Consider the following 20,776-nt stretch of genomic DNA (forward strand, 5'->3'; position numbering starts at 1 on the left):
TTTTGTTAGGCGAGTGAACGGATGAGCGTGACTTGTCCTCCACAGGGAGTGCGAATCTCGGCACTATCCACCACTGCCGTCACGGAATAGCCCAGTTCACCGGGAATATCGGTGGGTAGTCATAGTCTGCTGGCATATCCCGTCATCCAGCTGCACAATGGGAGCGTGTACGTGTCTGCAGAGATCATCGCGATCGTCATCAGCGCCGCCGGCGTGGTGTTGATGCTCGGCGCAGCCCTCTTCGCGGGGTTCGCCTGGATCGTCCGCCGGATGGACGCCATGGAGCTCCGGCTCTGCGAGCGCATGGATGCCGGCGATGAGAAGCTCGGCGCCCGCATCGACTCGGGCGATCAGAAGCTCGGCGCCCGCATCGACTCCGTCGAAGAGAAACTCAGCGCCCGCATCGACTCCGTCGAAGAGAAACTCAGCGCCCGCATCGAATCCGTCGAAGAGAAACTCAGCGCCCGCATCGACTCCGTCGAAGAGAAACTCAGCGCCCGCATCGACTCCGTCGAAGAGAAACTCAGCGCCCGCATCGACGCTCTCGCCGACGAGGTCACCGGGGTGAAGATCGCGATCGCGAGACTCGAGGGGCCGCCGCGTCACCTCGTCAGCGCGCACCACTGATCATGGCGTGCGGAAGCTCGCTGGAGCGGTTACCGAAGGACGAGGGCAGCGGCGCCGATCAGGGGTCCTTCGTCGCCCAGCCCGGAGCGCACCACGCGGGCCCGACGCGAGTACTCGTGCGCGGCGCTCGCGGTGAGAGCCTGCTGCACCAGATCGATGTAGTCCGTCGAGACCCGGGAGAACCCTCCGCCGATGGCGACGGTGTCGAGGTCGACCAGGGTCGCAGCATCCGCCAGAGCCTCTCCTACGGCCTTCGCCGAACGCTCGATCGCAGCACGGGCGACCGCGACGCCCGCCGCGGCATCCCGGGCCAGGTCCTCCCCGGTCGCACCGCTCCAGCCCTGCTGCTGCGCCCAGGCTGCGCTCGCCGGGCCGGACGCGATCTCCTCGAGCGTCAGGCCGCCCTCACGACGCACCTGACCCAGGTGGCCGGCATTGCCCGTCGCGCCCGGGATGTACGCGCCGTTCACGACGAAGCCGCCGCCGACACCGGTGGAGACGACGATCGAGAGCGACGCCCCGGCATCCTTCGTGGCACCGAGCCAGGACTCGGCCAGCGCGAGCGCGCCGCCGTCGTGCCCGAGCACCGTCGGGACGTCTCGACCCAGAACAGCGGATGCCGCCGCACGCACGGCCGCGGCGAGACTGAAGCCGCGGGCGAGCGGCATGTTGACGGGCATAATCGCACCGGCAGCGCGGTCGATGGGGCCTGCGCTGCCGACGCCTGCGCCGACGATCTCGGCATCGTGCGGCAGGGCGGCGAGCGCGTGCGCGACGATCTCCTGCACGGCGGCGGTCAGCGCATCGAACGTCGCCTCGCGGCCCGTCGCCTGCCTGCTGCGACTGCCGTCGACGAGCGTGCCGTCCTCCGCGACGAGCGCAGCCTCCATCTTCGTGCCGCCCACGTCGACGGCCAGCGCGTAGCGGGTCACTGCGGGTCGAGCCCGAGGTCGTCGAGGTCGAAGGCGGCGCGCCACTCGAGGCCTTCGGCTTCGATTGCGGCCTGGGCGCCGGTCTTGCGGTCGACGATCACGGCGACGGCGACGATCTCGGCGCCTTCGCGGCGCAGCGCCTCGACGGCCTTGAGCGCGGACTGACCCGTGGTGGAGGTGTCTTCGAGCACGACGACGCGCTTGCCCTTGACGTCGGCGCCCTCGATCTGGCGGCCGCGGCCGTGGTCCTTCGGCTCCTTGCGCACGACGAACGCGTCGAGCGGCCGGTCGGCGGCGACCGAGGCGTGCAGCACCGAGTTCGCGATGGGGTCGGCGCCGAGCGTCAGGCCGCCGACGGCGACGATGTCGAGGTCGCCGATGAGGTCGAGCATGATGCGCCCGATGGCCGGGGCCGCCCGGTGATCGAGGGTGAGCTTGCGCATGTCGACGTAGTACGTCGCCTTCTTGCCACTGGAAAGAGTGAAGTCGCCGTGGAACACGGCTTCGTCCTTGATGAGATCGAGGAGGGTCTGACGGTCTGCGTCGAGTGCGGTCACGGCATCCAGTGTAGAAGGCGCGGTTGAACCTGCTTCGCGCGATGTCATATGATTCCGTCATGCGGAAGTTCGCATTCGCTGTGTGAATAGTTGAGATCGAGAAGAGGAGACATCATGTCTACCCACCGCCAGATCGCCGCGATCAACTACGAGACGGCCCTGCGCGCCGTCACCATCGCGATGGAGGTGGGCGAACGCGACGGAGTGAAGACGGTCGTGGCCGTCGCCGATCCCTCGATGACACTCATCGCCTACGGCATGTCCGACGGGGCCACACCGCACAGCGCCGAGACCAGCCGCCGCAAGGCCGCGACGTCGGCATCCACCCGCCGCCGCACCGGGATGCTCCCGGAAGCGCTCAGCACGACCCTGCCGCTCGGTACCGGCGGCGCCCTCACGACGATCGACGGAGGCGTCCCGATCTTCTTCGGCGACGAGCACGTCGGCGGACTGGGGGTGGCCGGCGGCTCTCCCGTCCAGGATGCTGAGATCGCACTGGAGACCCTGAAGCGCCTCGGCGCCCGAAGAGAAGGAATGCAAACATGACGTCGTACCTCACCCGTGCCGACCTTTCGGTGGCCGCGCCGATCGTGGAGTTCGCCGAGGCGTCACTCACCGATGCCGGGCGCGACCGCGAGGCGTTCTGGGCCGGCGTGAGCGCGATCGTTCACGACCTCGGCCCGCGGAACGGGCAGCTGCTGCAGCGACGCGACGAGCTCCAGCAGCGCATCGACGAGTATCACCGCTCGAACCCGGGCACCCCGGATCCCCACGCCTACCGTTCGCTGCTCACCGAGATCGGCTACCTCGTGCCGGTCCCCGAAGACGTGTCCGTGACGACGGAGAACGTCGATCCCGAGATCGCGACGATGGCGGGCCCTCAGCTCGTCGTCCCGCTGCTGAACGCCCGTTTCGCTCTGAACGCGGCGAACGCCCGCTGGGGCTCCCTCTACGACGCGCTGTACGGCACCGACGCGATCGATCAGACCGGCGATCTCGCCCCCGGCACGGAGTTCAACTCCGCTCGCGCCGCCGCCGTCGTCGCCCGTGGCCGCGACCTCCTCGACGAGATCGCCCCGCTCACCGGGGGCTCGCACCGCGATGCGACCCGCTACCTCGTCGACGCCGACGGGTTGGCGGTGGAGAGTGCCGATGGCCTGCAGCGCCTCGCCGCGCCGGAGGGCTTCGTCGGCTTCACCGGAGAAGCCGACGCCCCCACCGCCGTGCTGCTGCGCCACCACGGCCTGCACGCCGAGATCGTGATCGACCCCGAGGGCGCCATCGGCCGCACGGAAGAGGCCGGCGTGCAGGACATCCTGCTCGAGTCGGCGCTCACGGCGATCCTCGACCTCGAGGACTCCGTCGCCGCCGTCGACGCCGACGACAAGGCCCTCGGATACCGCAACTGGCGCGGATTCATGGACGGCACCCTTACCGAGACGGTGACCAAGGCCGGACGCACCTTCACGCGCGAACTCGCCCCCGATCGCACGTACCGCACGGTCGACGGCGGCGAGCTGACGCTGCCGGGGCGGGCGGTCCTGTTCGTCCGCAACGTCGGCCACCTGATGCGCACGGATGCCGTGCTCGACCGGGAAGGAGAGCCGACATTCGAGGGCATCCTCGACGCGATCATGACCGCCCTGGGCAGCATCCCCGAGCTGGAAGGCCCGAACCGCGGCCGCAACTCGCGCACCGGTTCGATGTACATCGTGAAGCCCAAGATGCACGGCCCCGAAGAGGTCGCTTTCGCCGCGGAGCTCTTCGGTCGCGTGGAAGAGCTCCTCGGGCTGCCGGCGCGCACGATGAAGGTCGGGATCATGGATGAGGAGCGCCGCACCTCGGTGAACCTCGCGGCCGCCATCGCCGCGGCATCCGATCGGGTGGTGTTCATCAACACCGGATTCCTGGACCGCACCGGCGACGAGATCCACACGTCGCTGCACGCCGGGCCGTTCCTGCCGAAGGCCGGTATCAAGGCGCAGCCGTTCATGGCCGCCTACGAGGACCGCAATGTCGCGATCGGCCTGGCCGCAGGTCTCGACGGTCGCGCGCAGATCGGCAAGGGCATGTGGGCCGAGCCCGACCTCATGCACGACATGCTCGAGAAGAAGATCGCCCACGTGCGGTCGGGAGCATCGACGGCCTGGGTTCCCTCGCCGACGGCGGCCACCCTCCACGCCCTCCACTACCACCAGGTCGACGCGTTCGCGGTGCGGGAGACGCTGGCCCCGGTCGACGAGAGCGCGCTGGATCTGCTGCTGGTCCCGCCGCTCGCCGCGGCGGGAGACCTCACACCTGAGATCGTCGCCGACGAGATCGACAACAACGTGCAGTCAATCCTCGGCTACGTGGTGCGCTGGATCGATCAGGGCATCGGCGTCTCGAAAGTGCCGGACATCCGCGGCGTCGGTCTCATGGAAGACCGCGCGACGCTGCGCATCTCCAGCCAGCTGCTCGCGAACTGGCTGCAGAACGGAGTGATCACCGAAGAGCAGATCGACGACAGCCTGCAGCGTCTGGCGCCGGTCGTCGACGCGCAGAACGCCGGCGACGCGGCGTACGAGCCGCTGGCGTTCCCCGAAGGTTCGCAGCCGGGAATCGCGTACACGGCCGCTCGACGCCTGATCGTCGAGGGCGCTGCGCAGCCGAGCGGATACACCGAGCCGCTGCTGCACGGCCTCCGTCGCGAGAAGAAGGCCGAGCAGGCGGCTGCTGTCGGAGCCCGCAACTAGGCTGGACGCATGCGCTTGGCCACCTGGAACGTCAACTCCATCCGCACCCGTGTCACCCGCACCGTCGAGTTCGCCGTACGCGAAGACATCGACGTGCTGGCGATGCAGGAGATCAAGTGCAAGCCCGAGCAGTTCCCGTACGGGCCGTTCGAAGAGGCCGGCTACCACGTCGAGGTGCACGGGCTGAATCAGTGGAACGGCGTGGCCATCGCGAGCCGCCTGCCGGTCACCGACGTGCGCACGGCGTTCGATGGGATGCCGGGCTTCGCGAAGGGGCATGAAGGACCGGATGCTCCGCTCGAGGCGCGCGCGCTCGGCGTCATGGTCGGCGGTGTGCGGGTGTGGAGCCTGTACGTGCCGAACGGCCGCTCGCTCGACGACCCGCACCTCGCCTACAAGCTGCACTGGCTGGAAGAGCTGCGGCGCTCCACAGCGGCCGAGCTGTCGGCGAACCCCGAGCTGCCGCTCGCCCTGGTCGGCGACTTCAACATCATCCCGTTCGATCATGACAACGGCGACCCCGACATCGTGGTCGGTCGCTCAACCCATGTGTCCCCGGCCGAGCGCGATGCGTTCTTCGCATTCGCGGATGCCGGAGTGACCGACGTCGTGCGACCGCTGCTGCCCGAGGGATTCACCTACTGGGACTACCAGCGATTGAAGTTCCCGCGCAACGAGGGCATCCGCATCGACTTCGTGCTCGGCTCGCGCACGTTCGCCGACGCTGTCACCGGCGCGTCGATCCACCGTGACGAGCGCAAGGGCGAGCAGCCCAGTGACCACGTGCCGGTGGTCGTCGAACTCGATCTCGGGGGCGCCGAGGAAGACGACGACCTCCCGATGATCTTCTCCTGACCTTCGCTGGTCGCTGCGGACGCGCCCCGGTCATTGAGCGAGCGAAGCGAGACGAAATGCGCCTGATCGCGACTGATCTCGACGGGACGCTGCTCGACTCTTCGTCGCAGGTCTCCGCACGCACGCGCCGCGCGCTGGATGCTGCTCGCGAGCGCGGCATCCATATCGTCCCCGTGACGGCGCGGCAACCGATCGGCCTGCGGGTGATCGCGGCCGATGCCGCCTTCGACGGCTGGGCGCTGTGCAGCAACGGCGCATATGCCGTGCACCTGACGGACGGGCGGATGCTGTTCGCCGAGGAACTGTCGGCAGAGACGATCCGCACGCTCGCGGAGGCGCTGCGCGCCAGCATCCCCGGGCTGCTGTTCGCGAGCGTGCGCGACGGCGGCGAGACGTTCGTGGCGCAGGAGGGCTACTCCCAGTTCGCGCGCCCGTCCGACCACAGCCGCGATCCGGCGTTGATGGGCGGAGTGGACTTCGACGACGTCGTATCAGCTCCGAGCCTGAAGTTCATCATCCGGCATCCCGAACTCGCCCCCGCGGCCCTCTTCGACACGCTGCGCTCGCTCGGCCTCACCGGGTTCGAGGCCACGCTGTCGGGCGCTCCGTTCGTCGAGGTGATGGCCGAGGGCGTCACGAAGGCCACGGGTCTCGCGCGGCTGTGCGCGCATCTCGGTATCGACCGGGCCGAGGTCGTCGCGTTCGGCGACGCGCTCAACGACGTCGAGATGCTGCGCTGGGCGGGGCACGGGGTCGCGATGGCCGACGCCGCGACCGTCGTGCAGGAGGCCGCCGATGAGACGACCACCTCCAACGACGATCACGGCGTGGCCCGCGTGATCGAGCGGATGCTGGGCTGAGGTCAGCTCTCGACGCGGCGGCGCCGCACGAGCAGTCCGCCCATCACTGCCAGCATGAGTCCGATCGCGACGACTGCCACGGGGGCATCCATGCCGGTGCTGGCGAGTCCGCCAGCCGGGGTCGCTGCGCCGCCCGAGTCAGGGCCGCCCGGGGTCGCTGCCGCCGTCACGGAGACCGCCGTGCTCGCGATGACCGTGGAGCCGGAGAGTGCGACCAGCGTGTGCTTTCCAGCCGGCGCGCTGGCCGGGATACGGAGGCTGCCCTTGAGCACTCCCCCGGCGTCCGCCGTCAGCGTGCCCAGGGCGATCGGGTCGGAGTGCAGCTCGAAGGCGATCTTCGCACCCGGCTCGAATCCGGTTCCGGAGATCGCGATGTCCTTGCCGGCACGGATCGAGCCGACAGAGAGTGCGAGGGTCGGCTTCGGTTCCGGCCCGGTGGTGTCGGGCACCAGCGTGAAGTCGATATCGCCGACCGCGGTGCCAGGTGTCAGCACCACCGGCGTCGCTTCTGCTGCCGTGTCAACCCCGTCGAAGAACTGCGGCTTGGCAGTGGTCTTGCCACTGGCGAACGTGGCGGAGGCTTTCAGCACATACGAGCCTTCGGGAAGCAGCAGCGAGTACTCGCCGGTGATCGGGTTGGCGCGGCTGCTCCTCACCTCAACCCCGTCGGCCCATGCTTCGACGACAACCTTCGACTCCTCGTCGGCGTCCATGACCACGGTGCCGGTGATCTGGGCAACGTTGTCCAGCGCCGCGTCGATGCCGTCGACCTCGCCACCCGCGGACACCGTGACCTCGGTCGCGGCATCCCAACCCGGCGCGTCCTCCCAGTACTCCTCCGCCAGGCCGGAGGACCGGAAGAGGATCTTGTACGTTCCTGCGGGGACACCGATGCGGAACTTGCCGAGGTCGTCGGTGTACGCGGCCGCGATGTCGAATCGGTTGTTCACGTCGTACAGCAGAACCGTGGTGAACAGCGGTTCTCCGTCGGCACCGTTCGTCACCGTGCCACTGAGGAATCCGGCCGTGGCGAGCGCCGCGTCGACCCCGCTCACTGTCTGCTTCTCGGTGACGGCGATCTGCGTCGCGAAGGACCAGCTGTAGTTGTTCTTCCAGTACTCCGACAGGAGTTCAGCATCCGGCGCCAGGAACTGGAGTCGGTAAGAGCCGGCCGGAAGACCGCCCAGCGTGTACTTGCCAGTCGCGTCGGTGTGGGCCTGTTCCACGATCTCGTTGCGCTCGTCGAGCGCATGAACTGCCACGTTCCCGAGCGGGGAACCGTCGTCCTCGCGTGTCACGACACCTTCGATGGCGGCTCCGACGACCATCGACGCGTCGATGTCGGAGACGGTCGCACCGTCGGCGATGACGACCGGCGTCGCCGACGAGTAGTCGAACGTGTCCTGCCAGTACTCCCGCTTCAGGTCGGTCCCCGACGGAATGAAGCTGACCACATAAGATCCGGCCGCAAGGCTGCTCAGCGTGTACACCCCCGTGTCATCGGTGGTGGTCGATGACCAGGCGCCATCAAGACCGCTCGCGGACACGGTAACCCCCGCGACCGACGAGCCGTCGTCCTCACGGGTGACCGTGCCGGTGATCGACGCGGTGGGCGTGGGCGAAAGGGCGGCGTCGATCTCGGCCGATGCCGAGCCATCGGTCACAGTCACGCGCTGCGCGCGCCAGCTCTCGCGGGCATCGTCCCAATACTCTGTCGCGAAGTCGTCAGCGGAGAATCGCACGACATAATCGCCATCGACGAGGCCGTCGAGTGTGTAGGCGCCTGATGCGTCGGTGACCGCGTCCGCCGAGCCGAGACCGTCGTCGCTCTCCGCGTGCACGTCGACGCCGGCAAGTGCGGCTCCGTCGAGCTTCGATGTCACCGTCCCCGAGATCGATCCAGTCCCGGCCGTCGGCTCATCCGCAGCGACGGCAGCCGTTGCACCGCCCAAAGCGAGCGCGAACGCCGCCATTCCGCCGACTACAGCCCGCAGCATCCCGCGTCGTCGCATCATCATTCCGCCCCGTGAAGGAGGCTCTGCGCGCAACGTTTACGCTGTTCCGCTCGGCCTCGAATCTCTGCCGATCCTGCGGCAACGTTCGAGATCGAATCTAGGGGACGCCGACAGAGAAAGGGAATAGTCGATCTGGCGGAATAACCCGCTCACTCGTACGTCCCGACCTCCGGCGTCTTGTCCGTGCGGCCGTACCGAAGCAGCGTGACCCCGCCGTCGTCCGCGATCGGAGGCTCGAGCAGCGTCAGCACCGACGGCAGCGCGTTGTCGTCGAACACTTTCTTGCCCGCGCCGAGCAGGATCGGATAGACCCAGAGGTTCAGCTCGTCGAACAGCCCCTCGGCGAGCAGCGTGTGCACGAAGTCGACACTGCCGATCACGTGCACCTCACGATGGTTCGCGCGCAGGGCCGCGATCTCCGCAGCGAGATCGTCGCCGATACGGGACGATCCTTCCCAGTCGAGCGCCATATCGGCATCCCGCGTCGCCACGTACTTCGGCACGCGGTTGAAGAGCTTGCCGATGTCGCCGGACTCCCCGTCGGTGTGATGCGGCCAGTACGACGCGAAGATGTCGTACGTACGGCGGCCGAGAAGCAGCGCGTCGAGACCTTGCATGCCCTTTTCGACCTCGACTCCGACGCCCGAAGAGGGATGCCCGGCCTGCCAGCCGCTGAAGCGGAACCCACCGGACGGGTCTTCGTCGGTACCGCCCGGTCCTTGGGCCACGCCGTCGAGCGTCATGAAGAGGTCGATCAGGATGCGACCGGATGCTGCGTTGCTCATGTCGTACTCCCTGCGTTCGGTAGCACCGCGTCCGGCGCTGTGGAAATCTCAACCCGAACCTACGCACCGCGTATGACACTGTCGAGAACTGATCGTCGACCCGTGACGAAGTATAGATTTCAAATATGACGAAGTGTAGATTTCAACAATGACGGATTATCGATCACGAGTCGCCGACTCCGAGCTGGCCTGGCGGATGTCGACGATGGGGGCCATCCTCGTGGATGGCCCCAAGGCCGTCGGCAAGACCGAGACCGCGTCCCAGATCGCCCGATCCGTCATTCGCATGGACACGGATCGGTCTGCCCGCGCGGCCCTCGAAGTGCATCCTGCGCAACTGTTCGACTCCGCGACGCCGATCCTCTTCGACGAGTGGCAGGAGACCCCGGAGCTCTGGAACCTCGTGCGTCGCGCTGTCGACGAGCGCGGCGATAAGGGTCTCTACCTGCTCACCGGTTCTGCGCGACCACGGGATGACCTGCGGGCCCACTCGGGCGCCGGGCGCATCGGGCGTCTGCGCATGCGGCCCATGTCCCTCTTCGAGACCGGCCACTCGAGCGGAGACGTCAGCCTCGCGGCGCTGCTGCAGGGGTCGGATCCCACGGGCACGGCGGCCGAACTGAGCGTGCCGGAAATCATCGAACGAATGGTCATCGGCGGATGGCCGGCGCTGCTCGGACAGGGTGAGCGAGCAGCGCGCGCATGGGTAGCCGACTACCTCCGCACCGTCGCGGAAGTGGACGTGCCCGAGATGGGACCGAGACGGAATCCCGGCAACATCCTGCGGCTCTTCGCCGCGCTGGCCCGTGCAACCGGAGCCCCGGCGAAGGGAACGACGCTCGCCACCGAGATCGGCGGGCAGCGCGGCCCGATCGCCACGGAGACCCTGTCGAACTATCTCGAGGCGCTCGATCGCCTGATGCTGGTCGAACCGCTGCCGGCTTGGCGTCCGCACATGCGGTCCCGGACCAGACTGCGTTCGACTCCGGTGCAGCATTTCGTCGATCCGTCGATCGGAATCGCCGCACTCGGGATCGGAAGCCATGAGCTTCTCGGTGATCTCGAGGCAGCAGGTCTGCACTTCGAATCGCTCGTGCTTCGCGACCTGCGCACCTACGCGCAGTCGTTCGACGCCACGCTCTCCTCATGGCGTGATTCACAGACCGGCGCCGAGGTCGACGTCGTCATCGAGCTCCCCGACGGCACCTGGGCTGCATTCGAGATCAAGATGGGTGAAGGAGCCGCCGATACCGCCGCAGCGTCCCTTCTGCATTTCGCGAAGAAGATCGACAAGGACAGACACGGCGATCCTGCCGCATTGGTCGTGATCACCGCAGGGAAGTACACCTACCGGCGCGCCGACGGTGTGCTCGTCGTTCCGATCACCGCACTCGGACCGTGACCCGCACCTCATCCGTCGCGCGGGGGATGCCGCTCGCATCCGCTCCCCCGTACGGTGGGAGGATGCCCGCCGCAGAATTCCGCCGCACGCCGACCGCCCGGGAACGCCGCGGCGACCTGATCCTCGCGGCCGTGATGTTCGTGGGCGCGATCCTCAGCTCCGCGCTCTCCTCGATCTCGCAGATCTACGGCGACGAGCAGGCCGAGCTCTGGACCGCCCTCGTCTACGCATTCGTCGCGACCGCGCCGCTGGCCTTCCGCCGCCGATGGCCGGGCATCGTCGCGATCGTCGTGGCGCTCGCGTACTTCACCGCCGTCACGGTCCGCGTTCCGGAGATCTACGTCGGCAACATCGCGATGTTCATCGGCCTGTACACGGTCGGCGCGTGGATGGCCGACCGCCGCCGCGCCCTGATGGTGCGCGTCGGGATCATCATCGGCATGTTCACGTGGCTCCTGATCACCATGTACCGCGACGCGATCAGCGAGGCTGATAAGGCCGACGTGGTCGCCGGCGCCATGTCGCCGTACGTGGCGTTCATGCTCATCCAGATCCTGTTGAACCTGCTCTACTTCGGCGGGGCGTACTACTTCGGCGAGCGCTCCTGGATCGAGGCATCCCAGCGGGCCGTGCTCGAACAGCGCACCGCCGATCTGGAGCGCGAACGCGAGGTCACTGCAGCCCAGGCCGTCGCCCTCGACCGGGTGCGCATCGCCCGGGAGCTCCACGACGTCGTCGCCCATCACGTCTCGGTGATGGGGGTGCAGGCCGGCGCCGCACGCCTCGTCATCGACCAGGATCCGGCCGAATCCCGCCGCATCCTCGCCGGCATCGAAGGGTCGGCGCGTGACGCGATCTATGAGCTGCGCCAATTGCTCGAAACCCTGCGGACACCGGGCGGCGAGACCGCGGACGCCGCATCGACGCTGGCCCTCGACGACATCGCCGAACTCACTCACGCCTCGACCGAAGCCGGACTCCCCACGGACTACGCCGTGATCGGCGAGCCCGTCCCGGTGCCATCGCTCGTCGCCGTGAACCTCTACCGGATCGCCCAGGAGTCGCTCACCAACGCCCGGCGTCACGCCGGCGTCGGCGCGACCGCCGACGTGCGCGTGCGCTACGACGACGACGGCGTCGAGGTCGAGATCGTGAACACGGGCCGTGCGGTCGCGCATCTGCGCCCGGGGCTCGGTCAGCTCGGCATGCGCGAGCGCGCCGCCGCATCCGGCGGGACGCTCGAGGTGACCCCGCGTCCGCTCGGCGGCCTCCGCGTGCGTGCCCGCGTGCCCCTTCCCGCCACCGCCGTCCGCCAGCCAGTCCAGCCCGGGAGCCCCCGATGACCGATCAGCCGATCCGCGTGCTCCTCGTCGACGACCACTCGATGCTGCGGGCAGGCTTCCGCACGATCCTCGACACGCAGCCCGACATCACCGTCGTCGGCGAAGCTGCCACCGGAGCGGATGCCGTCGCCCAGGCATCCGCCCTGCATCCCGACGTGATCACCATGGACGTGCAGATGCCCGACATGGACGGCATCGAGGCGACCCGGCGCATCGTCGCCGACCCCGAGGTGGATGCCGCCATCGCGATCGTCACCACGTTCGACCGGGACGACTACCTGTACCAGGCGCTGGATGCCGGAGCGAGCGGCTTCCTCCTCAAGAACGCCGGAGCCGAAGACCTGATCGCGGCCGTCCGCGCCCTGGCCGCCGGCGACGGGATGCTGGCGCCCGAGGTGACCCGCCGCGTGCTGGCGCGATTCGCGGCAGCCGCCCGGCCGGCCGGGGCACCAGCGGAGCCGAACAGCGCCCTTCGTCTCGCTCCGCTCGCTCAGGAACCGGGTGCTCGTCTCGCTCCGCTCGCTCAGGAACCGGGTGCTCGTCCCGCTCCGCTCGCTCAGGAACCGGGTGCTCGTCTCGCTCCGCTCGCTCAGGAACCGCGCGCGCTGGCCGAGCCGCTCACCGACCGCGAGGCCGAGGTGCTGGCGCTGCTCGCCGACGCCCGCAGCAACGCCGAGATCGCCGGCGCGCTGTTCATCGGCGAGGCGACCGTGAAGACGCATGTGTCCCGCATCCTGCAGAAGCTCGGCGCGCGAGACCGCGTCCAAGCGGTCGTGCTGGCCCACCGGATGGGTCTGGCCTAGCGATACCCTCTGAACCATGCCCGGTGCCGCTCCCCTCTCCCGTCCGATCCTGGCGGGGGTGGTGACCGCACTGGTCGGGTTCACAAGCTCATTCGCGGTCGTGCTGACCGGACTCGACGCGGTCGGAGCGACCCCGGCACAGGCGGCCAGCGGGCTGCTCGCCGTCAGCCTCACGATGGGTCTCGCATGCGTCGTGCTCGCCTGGCGCTACCGGATGCCGATCACGGTCGCGTGGTCGACACCGGGTGCGGCACTGCTCGTCGCGACCGGCACTGTCGACGGCGGGTGGCCGGCGGCCGTCGGCGCCTTCCTCGTCGCGGCGGGCCTGATCCTGCTCACGGCGGTGTGGCCGGCGCTCGGCGCCTTGATCGCCCGCATCCCGCCGTCGATCGCGCAGGCGATGCTGGCCGGCGTCCTCCTCCCGCTCTGTCTGGCCCCGATCACGGGGATCGTCGCGAACCCCTGGGGCGTCATCCCGGTCGTGCTCACCTGGCTGCTCTTCGCGCGCCTCGCGCCGCGGTGGGCCGTTCCCCTCGCGTTCGTCGCCGCGGCCGTCGTGGTCGCGGTGTCGCTGATCCACACGGGGGCGCCCGTCGACCCTGCGCTGCTCCTGCCGCGGGTGGAGCTCACCGCGCCGACGTTCACGGTCGGCGCCCTGGTCGGACTCGCCCTGCCGTTGTTCATCGTGACCATGGCCTCGCAGAACGTGCCGGGGATCGCGATCATGCGCAGCTTCGGCTACGAGGTGCCGTGGCGGCCGGCGATGCTCGTGACCGGGCTCGGGACCGCGCTCGGCGCTCCGGCCGGAGGCCACGCCATCAACCTCGCGGCGATCAGCGCAGCCCTCGCCGCCTCTCCGGATGCCGACCCCGACCCGCAGCGCCGCTGGGTCGCCGGCGTCTCGACCGGCGGGTCGTACCTCGTGCTCGGCGCGTTCTCGGCCGCCTTCGCCGCTCTGGTCGCCCTGGCCCCCGCAGCCGTGATCCCCGCGGTGGCCGGGCTCGCCCTGTTCGCCGCGTTCGGCGCCTCGGTGCAGCAGGCGATCGACGATCCCGGCGAGCGGATCCCCGCCGTCGTCACCTTCCTCGTCGCAGCATCCGGCATCTCGCTGCTCGGCGTCAGCGCCGCATTCTGGGCGCTCGTCGCCGGCCTCGTCGTGCGCACCGTCCTGCACGCCGGCCGACGCTGACGCACCCCCGTCGCGATTGATGGATCACAAATGCAGCTGCCGGGGTTGATCCCGCAGCATTTCTGATCCAGCTCGGCTCAGCATCCGCCTCGCGGAATCCGCCGTAGGGGGGATGCCGGGGCATCCGGCTCTCCGTAGCGTGAAGGCATGCGGTGTACAGAGCGAACGGAGCGGACGAAGTGACGACAGGAAAGCTCGAACTCAGGGGCATCACCAAGAGCTACGGCTCGCGGCTGGTGCTCGATGACGTGTCCTTCACGGTGGAGCCGGGACGGCTGACGGGCTTCGTCGGCGGCAACGGCGCCGGCAAGACCACAACGATGCGGATCGTCCTCGGTCTGCTCTCCTCGGACGGCGGCCAGGTCGACCTCGACGGCGCGCCGCTCACGGCGACGGATCGTCGACGCTTCGGCTACATGCCGGAGGAGCGCGGCCTCTACCCGAAGATGAAGGTGCTCGAGCAGATCGTGTACCTCGCCCGCTTGCACGGACACGGCAAGGCGGAAGCCACGAACCGTGCGACCGAGCTGCTCACCGAGCTGGGACTGGGCGAGCGCCTGGGCGACACGATCGAGTCGCTGTCGCTCGGAAACCAGCAGCGCGCGCAGATCGCGGCGTCCCTGGTGCACGACCCCGAGGTGCTGATCCTCGACGAGCCCTTCTCCGGCCTCGACCCGCTCGCGGTCGACGTGGTCGCCGGCGTGCTGCAGGCGAGCGCGGCGAAGGGTGCATCGATCCTCTTCTCGTCCCACCAGCTCGATGTGGTCGAGCGCCTCTGCGACGACCTCGTGATCCTCGCGGGCGGCACGATCCGCGCCTCCGGCTCCCGCGACGCGCTGCGCGCCGAGCACGCCGGCAGCCGCTACGAGCTGGTCTCCGCCGGTGACGCCGGATGGCTCCGCACGGAACAGGGAGTCACGGTCGTCGACTTCGAGGGCGGCTATGCCCTCTTCGACGCCGACGACCCCGAGACCGCCCAGCGCGTGCTCCGCGCCGCCGTCGACCGCGGCGATGTCGCGAGCTTCGCCCCCAAGCATCCGTCCCTCGCGCAGATCTTCAAGGAGGTCATCCAGTGAGCACTTCCGCCCCTGCCCCCATCCGGCCGTCGACAGGTTCCGGCACCCAGGCTTCGAAGGTCTGGCTCGTCGCAGAGCGCGAGATCGGATCCAAGCTCCGCAGCAAGGCCTTCCTGATCTCCACCGGCATCCTGCTGCTCCTCGCGCTGGCCGGCATCGTGATCGGCGGTTTCGCCAGCAAGAGCGCCGCCACCGAGACGACGCCGGTGGCCGCGACCTCGGAGACCGCCTCCGTGGTGTCTGCCCTGCCGAACTTCACCGTGACCGAGGTCGCCGATCAGGCCGCGGCCGAGAAGCTGGTCCGCGACGAGAAGGTCGATGCGGCGGTCGTCCCGGGAGACGGCCCGTCGGGTGTGACGATCATCGCCCTGAAGGATGCCCCGAGCTCGCTGGTGTCGGCGCTCTCGCAGACTCCGGAGGTCACGATCCTCGAACCCGCGACGACGACCTGGATCCTGCGGTACTTCATCGCGATCGGATTCGGCCTCGTGTTCATGATGGCCGCGGCGACCTTCGGCGGCACGATCGCGCAGAGCGTGGTGGAGGAGAAGCAGACCCGCGTGGTCGAGGTGCTGCTCTCGGCGATCCCGGCCCGCACGCTGCTCGCCGGCAAGGTGATCGGGAACACGGTCCTGGCGATGGGTCAGATCCTCGCCCTGGCGGCGATCGCCACGATCGGCCTGATCGTCACCGGTCAACGGGACGTGCTCTCGATGCTCGGCGCCCCGATCATCTGGTTCGCCGTGTTCTTCCTGTTCGGGTTCATCCTGCTCGCGGCACTGTTCGCCGCCGCGGCATCCATGGTGTCGCGACAGGAGGACATCGGGTCGACCACGACGCCGATCACCATGCTGGTGATGGCCCCGTACGTGCTCGTGATCGTCTTCAACGACAACCCGCTGGTGCTGACGATCATGTCGTACGTGCCATTCTCGGCCCCGGTCGGGATGCCGATGCGGCTGTTCGTCGGAGAGGCGCAGTGGTGGGAGCCCCTGCTGTCGCTCGTCATCCTGCTCGCGAGCTGCGTCGCCGCGATCGCGATCGGCGCGAAGATCTACGAGAACTCACTGCTGCGCATGGGGACGCGCGTGAAGCTCGCAGAGGCGCTGCGCGGCTGACGCGCACGCTTCGCTTCACGCACGAAACCCCCTGCCACGCGGCAGGGGGTTTCGTGTACCTCAGGCCGTGGTCGCCGGCAGGACGAACGGCTTCGGGTCGTTCGCGCGGTTGCGCACGATGAGGATCATGGCGATCGTGCCCAGCACGAGACCGCCGATGAAGATGCCATCTGAAACCAGATCGAAATCGTAGAACGGACCACCGACGGATTCGTCGGCGATGGTGTCGAAGGCGTTGTTGGCCGTGTGGATCAGAATCGGTATCAGGAGCCCGCCGGTGACTCGACGGATCGCGTAGGCCGTGAAACCGAAGAGGATCGCATAGCCGACCTGGTAGAAGACATTGATCGCCGGCATCTCACCGGTCAGCCCGATGAGGTGGATGAGACCGAACACGACCGCCGGGATCACCGCGACCCAGACCTCGGAGAGCCGTGCCCGCAGCGTCACGACGGCGACGCCGCGGAAGGCCAGCTCCTCACCGACACCGGCGATCGCGGCGAGGACGAGCGTGGTCACCGCTATGTCGAGCGTGACCTCGCTCCACCGCGTCGTGACGATGCAGTACACGATGTAGAGGACGGGTCCGAACGCGAGGAGCGTCGGCAGGAGGCCGCCGACCCGCTTCTCCTCGAAGAAGACCGCGCGCAGCCACCCGAAGAGCGCCAGGACGGGGAGCGTCACGGCGAGCAGCACGCCGAGGACGACGAGACCGTAGAGCAGGTAGTTGCCCTTCGGAACGGACGACATGGCGACCGTCGGACCGATGAAGACGCTGAGGGCGAGGACGATGACGACGGCGGGTAACGCCATCCATACGCGAGGTCTGACGCGGGGTGTGACGCGAGGTGACATGGGAACTCCTTGAGAGGATGCAGACATGGACGTGCCCTCGGCGCCGGCGGGCGGCGCGGAGGGCAACGTCATTCATTGTCGACGTGCGGGTGCTGCCGGCACATCGTTCTGCGGAAGGAACTCCACCGTATTCCTTTGCTGCAGGTCGTCAGATCACGCCGTCCGTGAGGGTCGTCGGGTTGCCGAATCGGTGGTTCGTGATCGACACCGCCTGCTCGTGCAGGAACGGCAGCATCTCCACCCGGCCGGCACCGGTGACCGCGTGCGACCACACCGCCACATCGGGCGATCCTCCGAGCGCGGCGTGCAGCGCCGAAGCGTCGCCGCCGACGAGACGCAGGCGCTGCCAGCTGCCGGACGCCTTGGCGTAGCGCTTCCGCCATGCGGCATCCTTCTCGTGCTTCACGGTCACGCCGTGCGCACGGAGCACTTTCTCGACGCGCGACGGGAGGGCCGGCGCCGAGACCGTGAAGGGGCTGCCGCTGCGGAGCGCGGCGGTGAGCACGCGGATGCCGTCGACCAGCGGTGCGTGCTCCGAGATGCGCACGTCGGTCGCGACCGGGCGGTAGCGGAACAGGTTGCGCTCCACCCCGAGACCCGACTTGTCGGAGACCGCGCCGAACTCGTCGATCCAGGCCCGCTCATCGGATGCTGCGGCACGGTGCAACCACGCCGACTCGACCGCGTCGAGGTCGGTCGCGGCCGCGCCGAGCAGGGCCTCGACCGCGGGGATCACGGCGGCGTCGTGCGCACTCGCCGGGAGCTCCGCCGGCGCCCAGTCGCCCAGCCCGAAGAGGTAGTTCGGTCCGCCGGCCTTCGCGCCGGCGCCGACTGCCGAGCGCTTCCAGCCGCCGAACGGCTGACGCTGCACGATCGCGCCGGTGATGCCGCGGTTCACGTACAGGTTGCCGGCCTCGACGCGGTCGAGCCACGTGGCGACCTCGGCGGAGTCGAGCGAGTGCAGGCCGGCGGTGAGGCCGTAGTCGACCGCGTTCTGCAGGCGGATGGCCTCGTCGAGGTCCTTGGCGCGCATGACGCCGAGCACCGGGCCGAAGAACTCGGTCAGGTGGAAGTACGAGCCCTCGGCGACGCCGGTCTTGACACCGGGCGTCCACTGCGTGCCGTCGGCATCCAGCTTCTTCGGCTCCACCAGCCAGCGCTCGCCCTTCTCCAGCTTCGTGAGCGCAGTGAGCAGCTTGCCCGACGCGGGCTCGATGATCGGCCCCATCTGCGTGGCCGGGTCATCGGGCAGGCCGACGCGCATCGACGTGACCGCGTCGACGAGCTGACGCTCGAACCTCTTCGACTCCGTGACCGATCCGACCAGGATCACGAGGGATGCCGCGGAGCACTTCTGCCCGGCGTGGCCGAAGGCGCTCTTGGCGACGTCGGCGGCGGCGAGGTCGAGGTCGGCCGACGGAGTCACGACGATCGCGTTCTTCCCGCTGGTCTCGGCGAGGAGCGGCAGGTCGGAGCGGAACGAGCGGAACAGCTGCGCCGTCTCGTAGGCACCGGTGAGGATGACCCGGTCGACCGCGGGGCTCGCGACCAGACGCGTGCCGAGGTCTCGCGATGCCAGGTCGACGAGTGCGAGCAGGTCGCGCGGCACACCGGCCGCCCAGAGCGCCTCGATCATGACCGCGCCGCAGCGCTGGGTGAGCTTGGCCGGCTTGATGATGACACCGGATCCGGATGCGAGACCGGCGAGCACTCCACCGGCGGGGATCGCGACAGGGAAGTTCCACGGCGGCGTGACGACGGTCACCTTCGACGGCACGAACTCGGCGCCGGAGACGGCCTCGAGGTCCTTGGCACGCTCGGCGTAGTAGTGCGCGAAGTCGATCGCCTCGCTGATCTCGGGGTCTGCCTCGGCGATCGTCTTGCCGGCCTCGTGGGCCATGATCTCGATCAGCTGTCCGCGGCGCGCGGCGAGCTCGTCACCGGCACGGTGCAGCACGGCTGCGCGCTCGGCGGCCGGCAGCGCGGCCCATTTCGACGCCGCGGCGGTGGCGGCGGCGAAGATATCGTCGAGTTCCGCATCCGTCTCGACCTTCGCGATCGCGATGGTGTCGAGACCCAGCGTCGAGCGCACCGAACGGGCGAGGATGTCGCGGCCCCAGGTGCGGTTGGCGTCGATCGCGGGGTCGGTGTCAGGCTGGTTGGCGAAACCGGTGGTGCCGGCATCCGCTGCGTTCTCGGTCTGCCGGTTCTGCACGCGGTGGGATGCCGGGACCGACCGGTCTGCCTCGAGGGCGGCGAGCGAGCGCTCGAAGCGCTCCCGCTCGCGGGTGAGGAGTGTCGGGTTCGAGGCGAGCTCGAACACGGCAGACATGAAGTTCTCCGGGCTCGCGTTCTCTTCCAGGCGACGCACGAGGTACGCGATCGCGACGTCGAACTCGGCGGGGTTCACCACCGGCGTGTAGAGCAGGAGCTGCCCGACGTCCTTGCGGACCGCCTCGGCCTGCCCGGTGGCCATGCCGAGCAGCATCTCGTACTCGACCTGCGCGGTGACCCCGCGCGCCTGCGCCAGCAGCCAGGTGTACGCGATGTCGAAGAGGTTGTGGCCGGCGACGCCGATGCGCACGGCATCCATCCGCTCGGGCGTCATGGACCAGTCGAGCACGCGCTTGTAGTTCGTGTCGGAGTCCTGCTTGGTGCCGTATGTGGCGAGGGGCCAGTCGTGGACCGCGGCGTCGACCTCCTCCATCGCGAGGTTGGCGCCCTTCACGACGCGCACCTTGATCGGCGCTCCGCCCTTCGCCCGACGGGCGGCCGCCCACTCCTGCAGGTGCTGCATCGCGGCGAGCGCGTCAGGCAGATACGCCTGCAGCACGATGCCGGCCTCGAGGTTCTCCAGCCCGGGCTGGTCGAGGATGCTGGTGAAGGCCGCGATCGTGAGGTCGAGGTCGCGGTACTCCTCCATGTCGAGGTTGATGAACTTGGTCTTGCCCTTGCCCTCCGAGCGCGCGGCGAGCTCGTACAGCGGGGTGAGCTTCGTGACGACGTCTGCCACGGCCTCGTCGAACGACCACATCGACAGCTGGCTGACGACGCTGGACACCTTGATCGACACGTAGTCGACGTCGCTGCGAGCGAGGAAGTCACTGGTTCCCTGCAGGCGGCGCCCGGCCTCGCGCTCGCCGAGCACGGCCTCGCCGAGGAGGTTGAGGTTCAGGCGGTTGCCGCTCTTGCGGAGCTTCGCGATCGCGGGACCGAGCTTCGAGGGGGTGGCGTCGAGCACGAGGTGGCCGACCATGGCGCGCAGCACCCGGCGCGAGATGGGCACCACGATGCCGGGGAGCTTGGGGGCCCAGAAGCCGCCGGTCTTGATGGCGGCTCGGAGGTAGCCGGGCAGCAGCGCCGGGGTGATCTCCGAGATCTCCGCGAGCTTGCGGCCGGCGACGCGCAGGTCTTCCGGGCGCATCACGCCGTCGACGAAGCCGACGGTGAAGGCGAGGCCGTTCGGATCCTTGAGCACCTCGGACAGCCGCTGGGCGGCCGGTTCGACGGGGTGCGTCTCGCTCTCGGCGAGCCAGCGCTGCACGAGGGCGGCGACCTGATCGGTGCGCGGGGTGTCGGTGTGCGGGTGGATGTCGACGTCGACAGACATGGGCGGTGCCTTCC

General features: G+C 68.9%; 17 protein-coding genes. 11 read left to right on the top strand and 6 right to left on the bottom strand.

Features of this window, described 5'->3' with window-relative positions:
• Positions 1 to 165: 165 nt before the first annotated feature.
• Positions 166 to 627, top strand: coding sequence for a hypothetical protein (locus tag V5D55_RS04025; RefSeq protein WP_435747913.1), 462 nt, complete (start codon positions 166 to 168; stop codon positions 625 to 627).
• A 29-nt stretch (positions 628 to 656) separates the two neighbouring features.
• Here the strand turns inward: V5D55_RS04025 and V5D55_RS04030 are convergent, their stop codons facing one another.
• Positions 657 to 1,559: an ROK family protein gene (locus V5D55_RS04030; protein WP_435747915.1), complete on the bottom strand. Its 903-nt coding sequence runs from the start codon at positions 1,557 to 1,559 to the stop codon at positions 657 to 659.
• A complete protein-coding gene (gene pyrE, locus V5D55_RS04035) occupies positions 1,556 to 2,116 on the bottom strand; it encodes an orotate phosphoribosyltransferase (RefSeq protein ID WP_136057453.1) in 561 nt (186 codons plus the stop codon). The genes V5D55_RS04030 and pyrE overlap by 4 nt, the downstream gene beginning before the upstream one ends.
• 114 nt (positions 2,117 to 2,230) lie before the next feature.
• Here pyrE and V5D55_RS04040 point away from each other — a divergent pair, with 114 nt between their 5' ends.
• The 4 genes from V5D55_RS04040 to V5D55_RS04055 are packed head-to-tail and all read left to right on the top strand — an operon-like array spanning position 2,231 to position 6,566.
• Positions 2,231 to 2,662 (top strand): GlcG/HbpS family heme-binding protein, encoded by a 432-nt coding sequence (locus V5D55_RS04040; RefSeq protein ID WP_435747917.1) that lies wholly within the window; start codon positions 2,231 to 2,233, stop codon positions 2,660 to 2,662.
• Positions 2,659 to 4,851, top strand: a complete 2,193-nt coding sequence (locus V5D55_RS04045; protein WP_435747919.1) for a malate synthase G — start codon at positions 2,659 to 2,661, stop codon at positions 4,849 to 4,851. Before V5D55_RS04040 ends, V5D55_RS04045 begins: the two co-directional genes overlap by 4 nt.
• A gap of 9 nt (positions 4,852 to 4,860) precedes the next feature.
• Positions 4,861 to 5,706, top strand: a complete 846-nt coding sequence (locus tag V5D55_RS04050; RefSeq protein WP_435747921.1) for an exodeoxyribonuclease III — start codon at positions 4,861 to 4,863, stop codon at positions 5,704 to 5,706.
• A 56-nt stretch (positions 5,707 to 5,762) separates the two neighbouring features.
• Complete coding sequence (locus V5D55_RS04055; RefSeq protein WP_435747923.1) at positions 5,763 to 6,566, top strand: Cof-type HAD-IIB family hydrolase; 804 nt, start codon at positions 5,763 to 5,765, stop codon at positions 6,564 to 6,566.
• 2 nt (positions 6,567 to 6,568) lie between these two features.
• On the opposite strand, the gene V5D55_RS04060 is transcribed toward V5D55_RS04055, so the two are convergent.
• On the bottom strand, positions 6,569 to 8,581 hold the full coding sequence (locus V5D55_RS04060; RefSeq protein WP_435747925.1) for a carboxypeptidase regulatory-like domain-containing protein: 2,013 nt from the start codon (positions 8,579 to 8,581) through the stop codon (positions 6,569 to 6,571).
• A gap of 149 nt (positions 8,582 to 8,730) precedes the next feature.
• On the bottom strand, positions 8,731 to 9,366 hold the full coding sequence (locus V5D55_RS04065) for a dihydrofolate reductase family protein (protein WP_435747927.1): 636 nt from the start codon (positions 9,364 to 9,366) through the stop codon (positions 8,731 to 8,733).
• A 148-nt stretch (positions 9,367 to 9,514) separates the two neighbouring features.
• Here V5D55_RS04065 and V5D55_RS04070 point away from each other — a divergent pair, with 148 nt between their 5' ends.
• The 6 genes from V5D55_RS04070 (at position 9,515) to V5D55_RS04095 (ending at position 16,297) form a co-directional block, all read left to right on the top strand.
• Positions 9,515 to 10,768, top strand: coding sequence for an ATP-binding protein (locus V5D55_RS04070; protein ID WP_435747929.1), 1,254 nt, complete (start codon positions 9,515 to 9,517; stop codon positions 10,766 to 10,768).
• A gap of 62 nt (positions 10,769 to 10,830) precedes the next feature.
• The gene (locus V5D55_RS04075) at positions 10,831 to 12,111 is read left to right on the top strand and encodes a sensor histidine kinase (protein ID WP_435747931.1); all 1,281 of its coding nucleotides are present in this window, start codon (positions 10,831 to 10,833) and stop codon (positions 12,109 to 12,111) included.
• Positions 12,108 to 12,914, top strand: a complete 807-nt coding sequence (locus V5D55_RS04080) for a response regulator (protein WP_435747933.1) — start codon at positions 12,108 to 12,110, stop codon at positions 12,912 to 12,914. Before V5D55_RS04075 ends, V5D55_RS04080 begins: the two co-directional genes overlap by 4 nt.
• A 16-nt stretch (positions 12,915 to 12,930) precedes the next feature.
• A complete protein-coding gene (locus tag V5D55_RS04085) occupies positions 12,931 to 14,103 on the top strand; it encodes a benzoate/H(+) symporter BenE family transporter (protein ID WP_435747935.1) in 1,173 nt (390 codons plus the stop codon).
• Between the two features lie 179 nt (positions 14,104 to 14,282).
• Complete coding sequence (locus V5D55_RS04090; protein ID WP_435747937.1) at positions 14,283 to 15,179, top strand: ABC transporter ATP-binding protein; 897 nt, start codon at positions 14,283 to 14,285, stop codon at positions 15,177 to 15,179.
• Positions 15,176 to 16,297 carry an ABC transporter permease gene (locus V5D55_RS04095; protein WP_435747939.1) on the top strand — a complete coding sequence of 374 codons (1,122 nt, stop codon included), beginning with the start codon at positions 15,176 to 15,178 and terminating at the stop codon, positions 16,295 to 16,297. The genes V5D55_RS04090 and V5D55_RS04095 overlap by 4 nt, the downstream gene beginning before the upstream one ends.
• A gap of 60 nt (positions 16,298 to 16,357) precedes the next feature.
• Here the strand turns inward: V5D55_RS04095 and V5D55_RS04100 are convergent, their stop codons facing one another.
• Together V5D55_RS04100 and V5D55_RS04105 are read right to left on the bottom strand one after the other, a co-directional pair.
• Positions 16,358 to 17,110 carry a lysostaphin resistance A-like protein gene (locus V5D55_RS04100; protein ID WP_435747941.1) on the bottom strand — a complete coding sequence of 251 codons (753 nt, stop codon included), beginning with the start codon at positions 17,108 to 17,110 and terminating at the stop codon, positions 16,358 to 16,360.
• A gap of 190 nt (positions 17,111 to 17,300) precedes the next feature.
• On the bottom strand, positions 17,301 to 20,762 hold the full coding sequence (locus V5D55_RS04105) for a proline dehydrogenase family protein (protein ID WP_435747943.1): 3,462 nt from the start codon (positions 20,760 to 20,762) through the stop codon (positions 17,301 to 17,303).
• Positions 20,763 to 20,776: the final 14 nt, after the last annotated feature.

Origin of the sequence: Microbacterium sp. PMB16 (genome assembly GCF_051294855.1) — a bacterium.
Lineage (GTDB): Bacteria > Actinomycetota > Actinomycetes > Actinomycetales > Microbacteriaceae > Microbacterium.

Bases quoted from the DNA above. Each gene is read 5' to 3' on its own strand.
- V5D55_RS04065 (WP_435747927.1), bottom strand. From the start codon at position 9,366: ATGAGCAACGCAGCATCCGGTCGCATCCTGATCGACCTCTTCATGACG.
- V5D55_RS04105 (WP_435747943.1), bottom strand. From the start codon at position 20,762: ATGTCTGTCGACGTCGACATCCACCCGCACACCGACACCCCGCGCACC.
- V5D55_RS04060 (WP_435747925.1), bottom strand. From the start codon at position 8,581: ATGATGCGACGACGCGGGATGCTGCGGGCTGTAGTCGGCGGAATGGCG.
- V5D55_RS04050 (WP_435747921.1), top strand. From the start codon at position 4,861: ATGCGCTTGGCCACCTGGAACGTCAACTCCATCCGCACCCGTGTCACC.
- V5D55_RS04070 (WP_435747929.1), top strand. From the start codon at position 9,515: ATGACGGATTATCGATCACGAGTCGCCGACTCCGAGCTGGCCTGGCGG.
- V5D55_RS04045 (WP_435747919.1), top strand. From the start codon at position 2,659: ATGACGTCGTACCTCACCCGTGCCGACCTTTCGGTGGCCGCGCCGATC.
- V5D55_RS04075 (WP_435747931.1), top strand. From the start codon at position 10,831: ATGCCCGCCGCAGAATTCCGCCGCACGCCGACCGCCCGGGAACGCCGC.
- V5D55_RS04055 (WP_435747923.1), top strand. From the start codon at position 5,763: ATGCGCCTGATCGCGACTGATCTCGACGGGACGCTGCTCGACTCTTCG.
- V5D55_RS04080 (WP_435747933.1), top strand. From the start codon at position 12,108: ATGACCGATCAGCCGATCCGCGTGCTCCTCGTCGACGACCACTCGATG.
- V5D55_RS04100 (WP_435747941.1), bottom strand. From the start codon at position 17,110: ATGGCGTTACCCGCCGTCGTCATCGTCCTCGCCCTCAGCGTCTTCATC.
- V5D55_RS04085 (WP_435747935.1), top strand. From the start codon at position 12,931: ATGCCCGGTGCCGCTCCCCTCTCCCGTCCGATCCTGGCGGGGGTGGTG.
- V5D55_RS04040 (WP_435747917.1), top strand. From the start codon at position 2,231: ATGTCTACCCACCGCCAGATCGCCGCGATCAACTACGAGACGGCCCTG.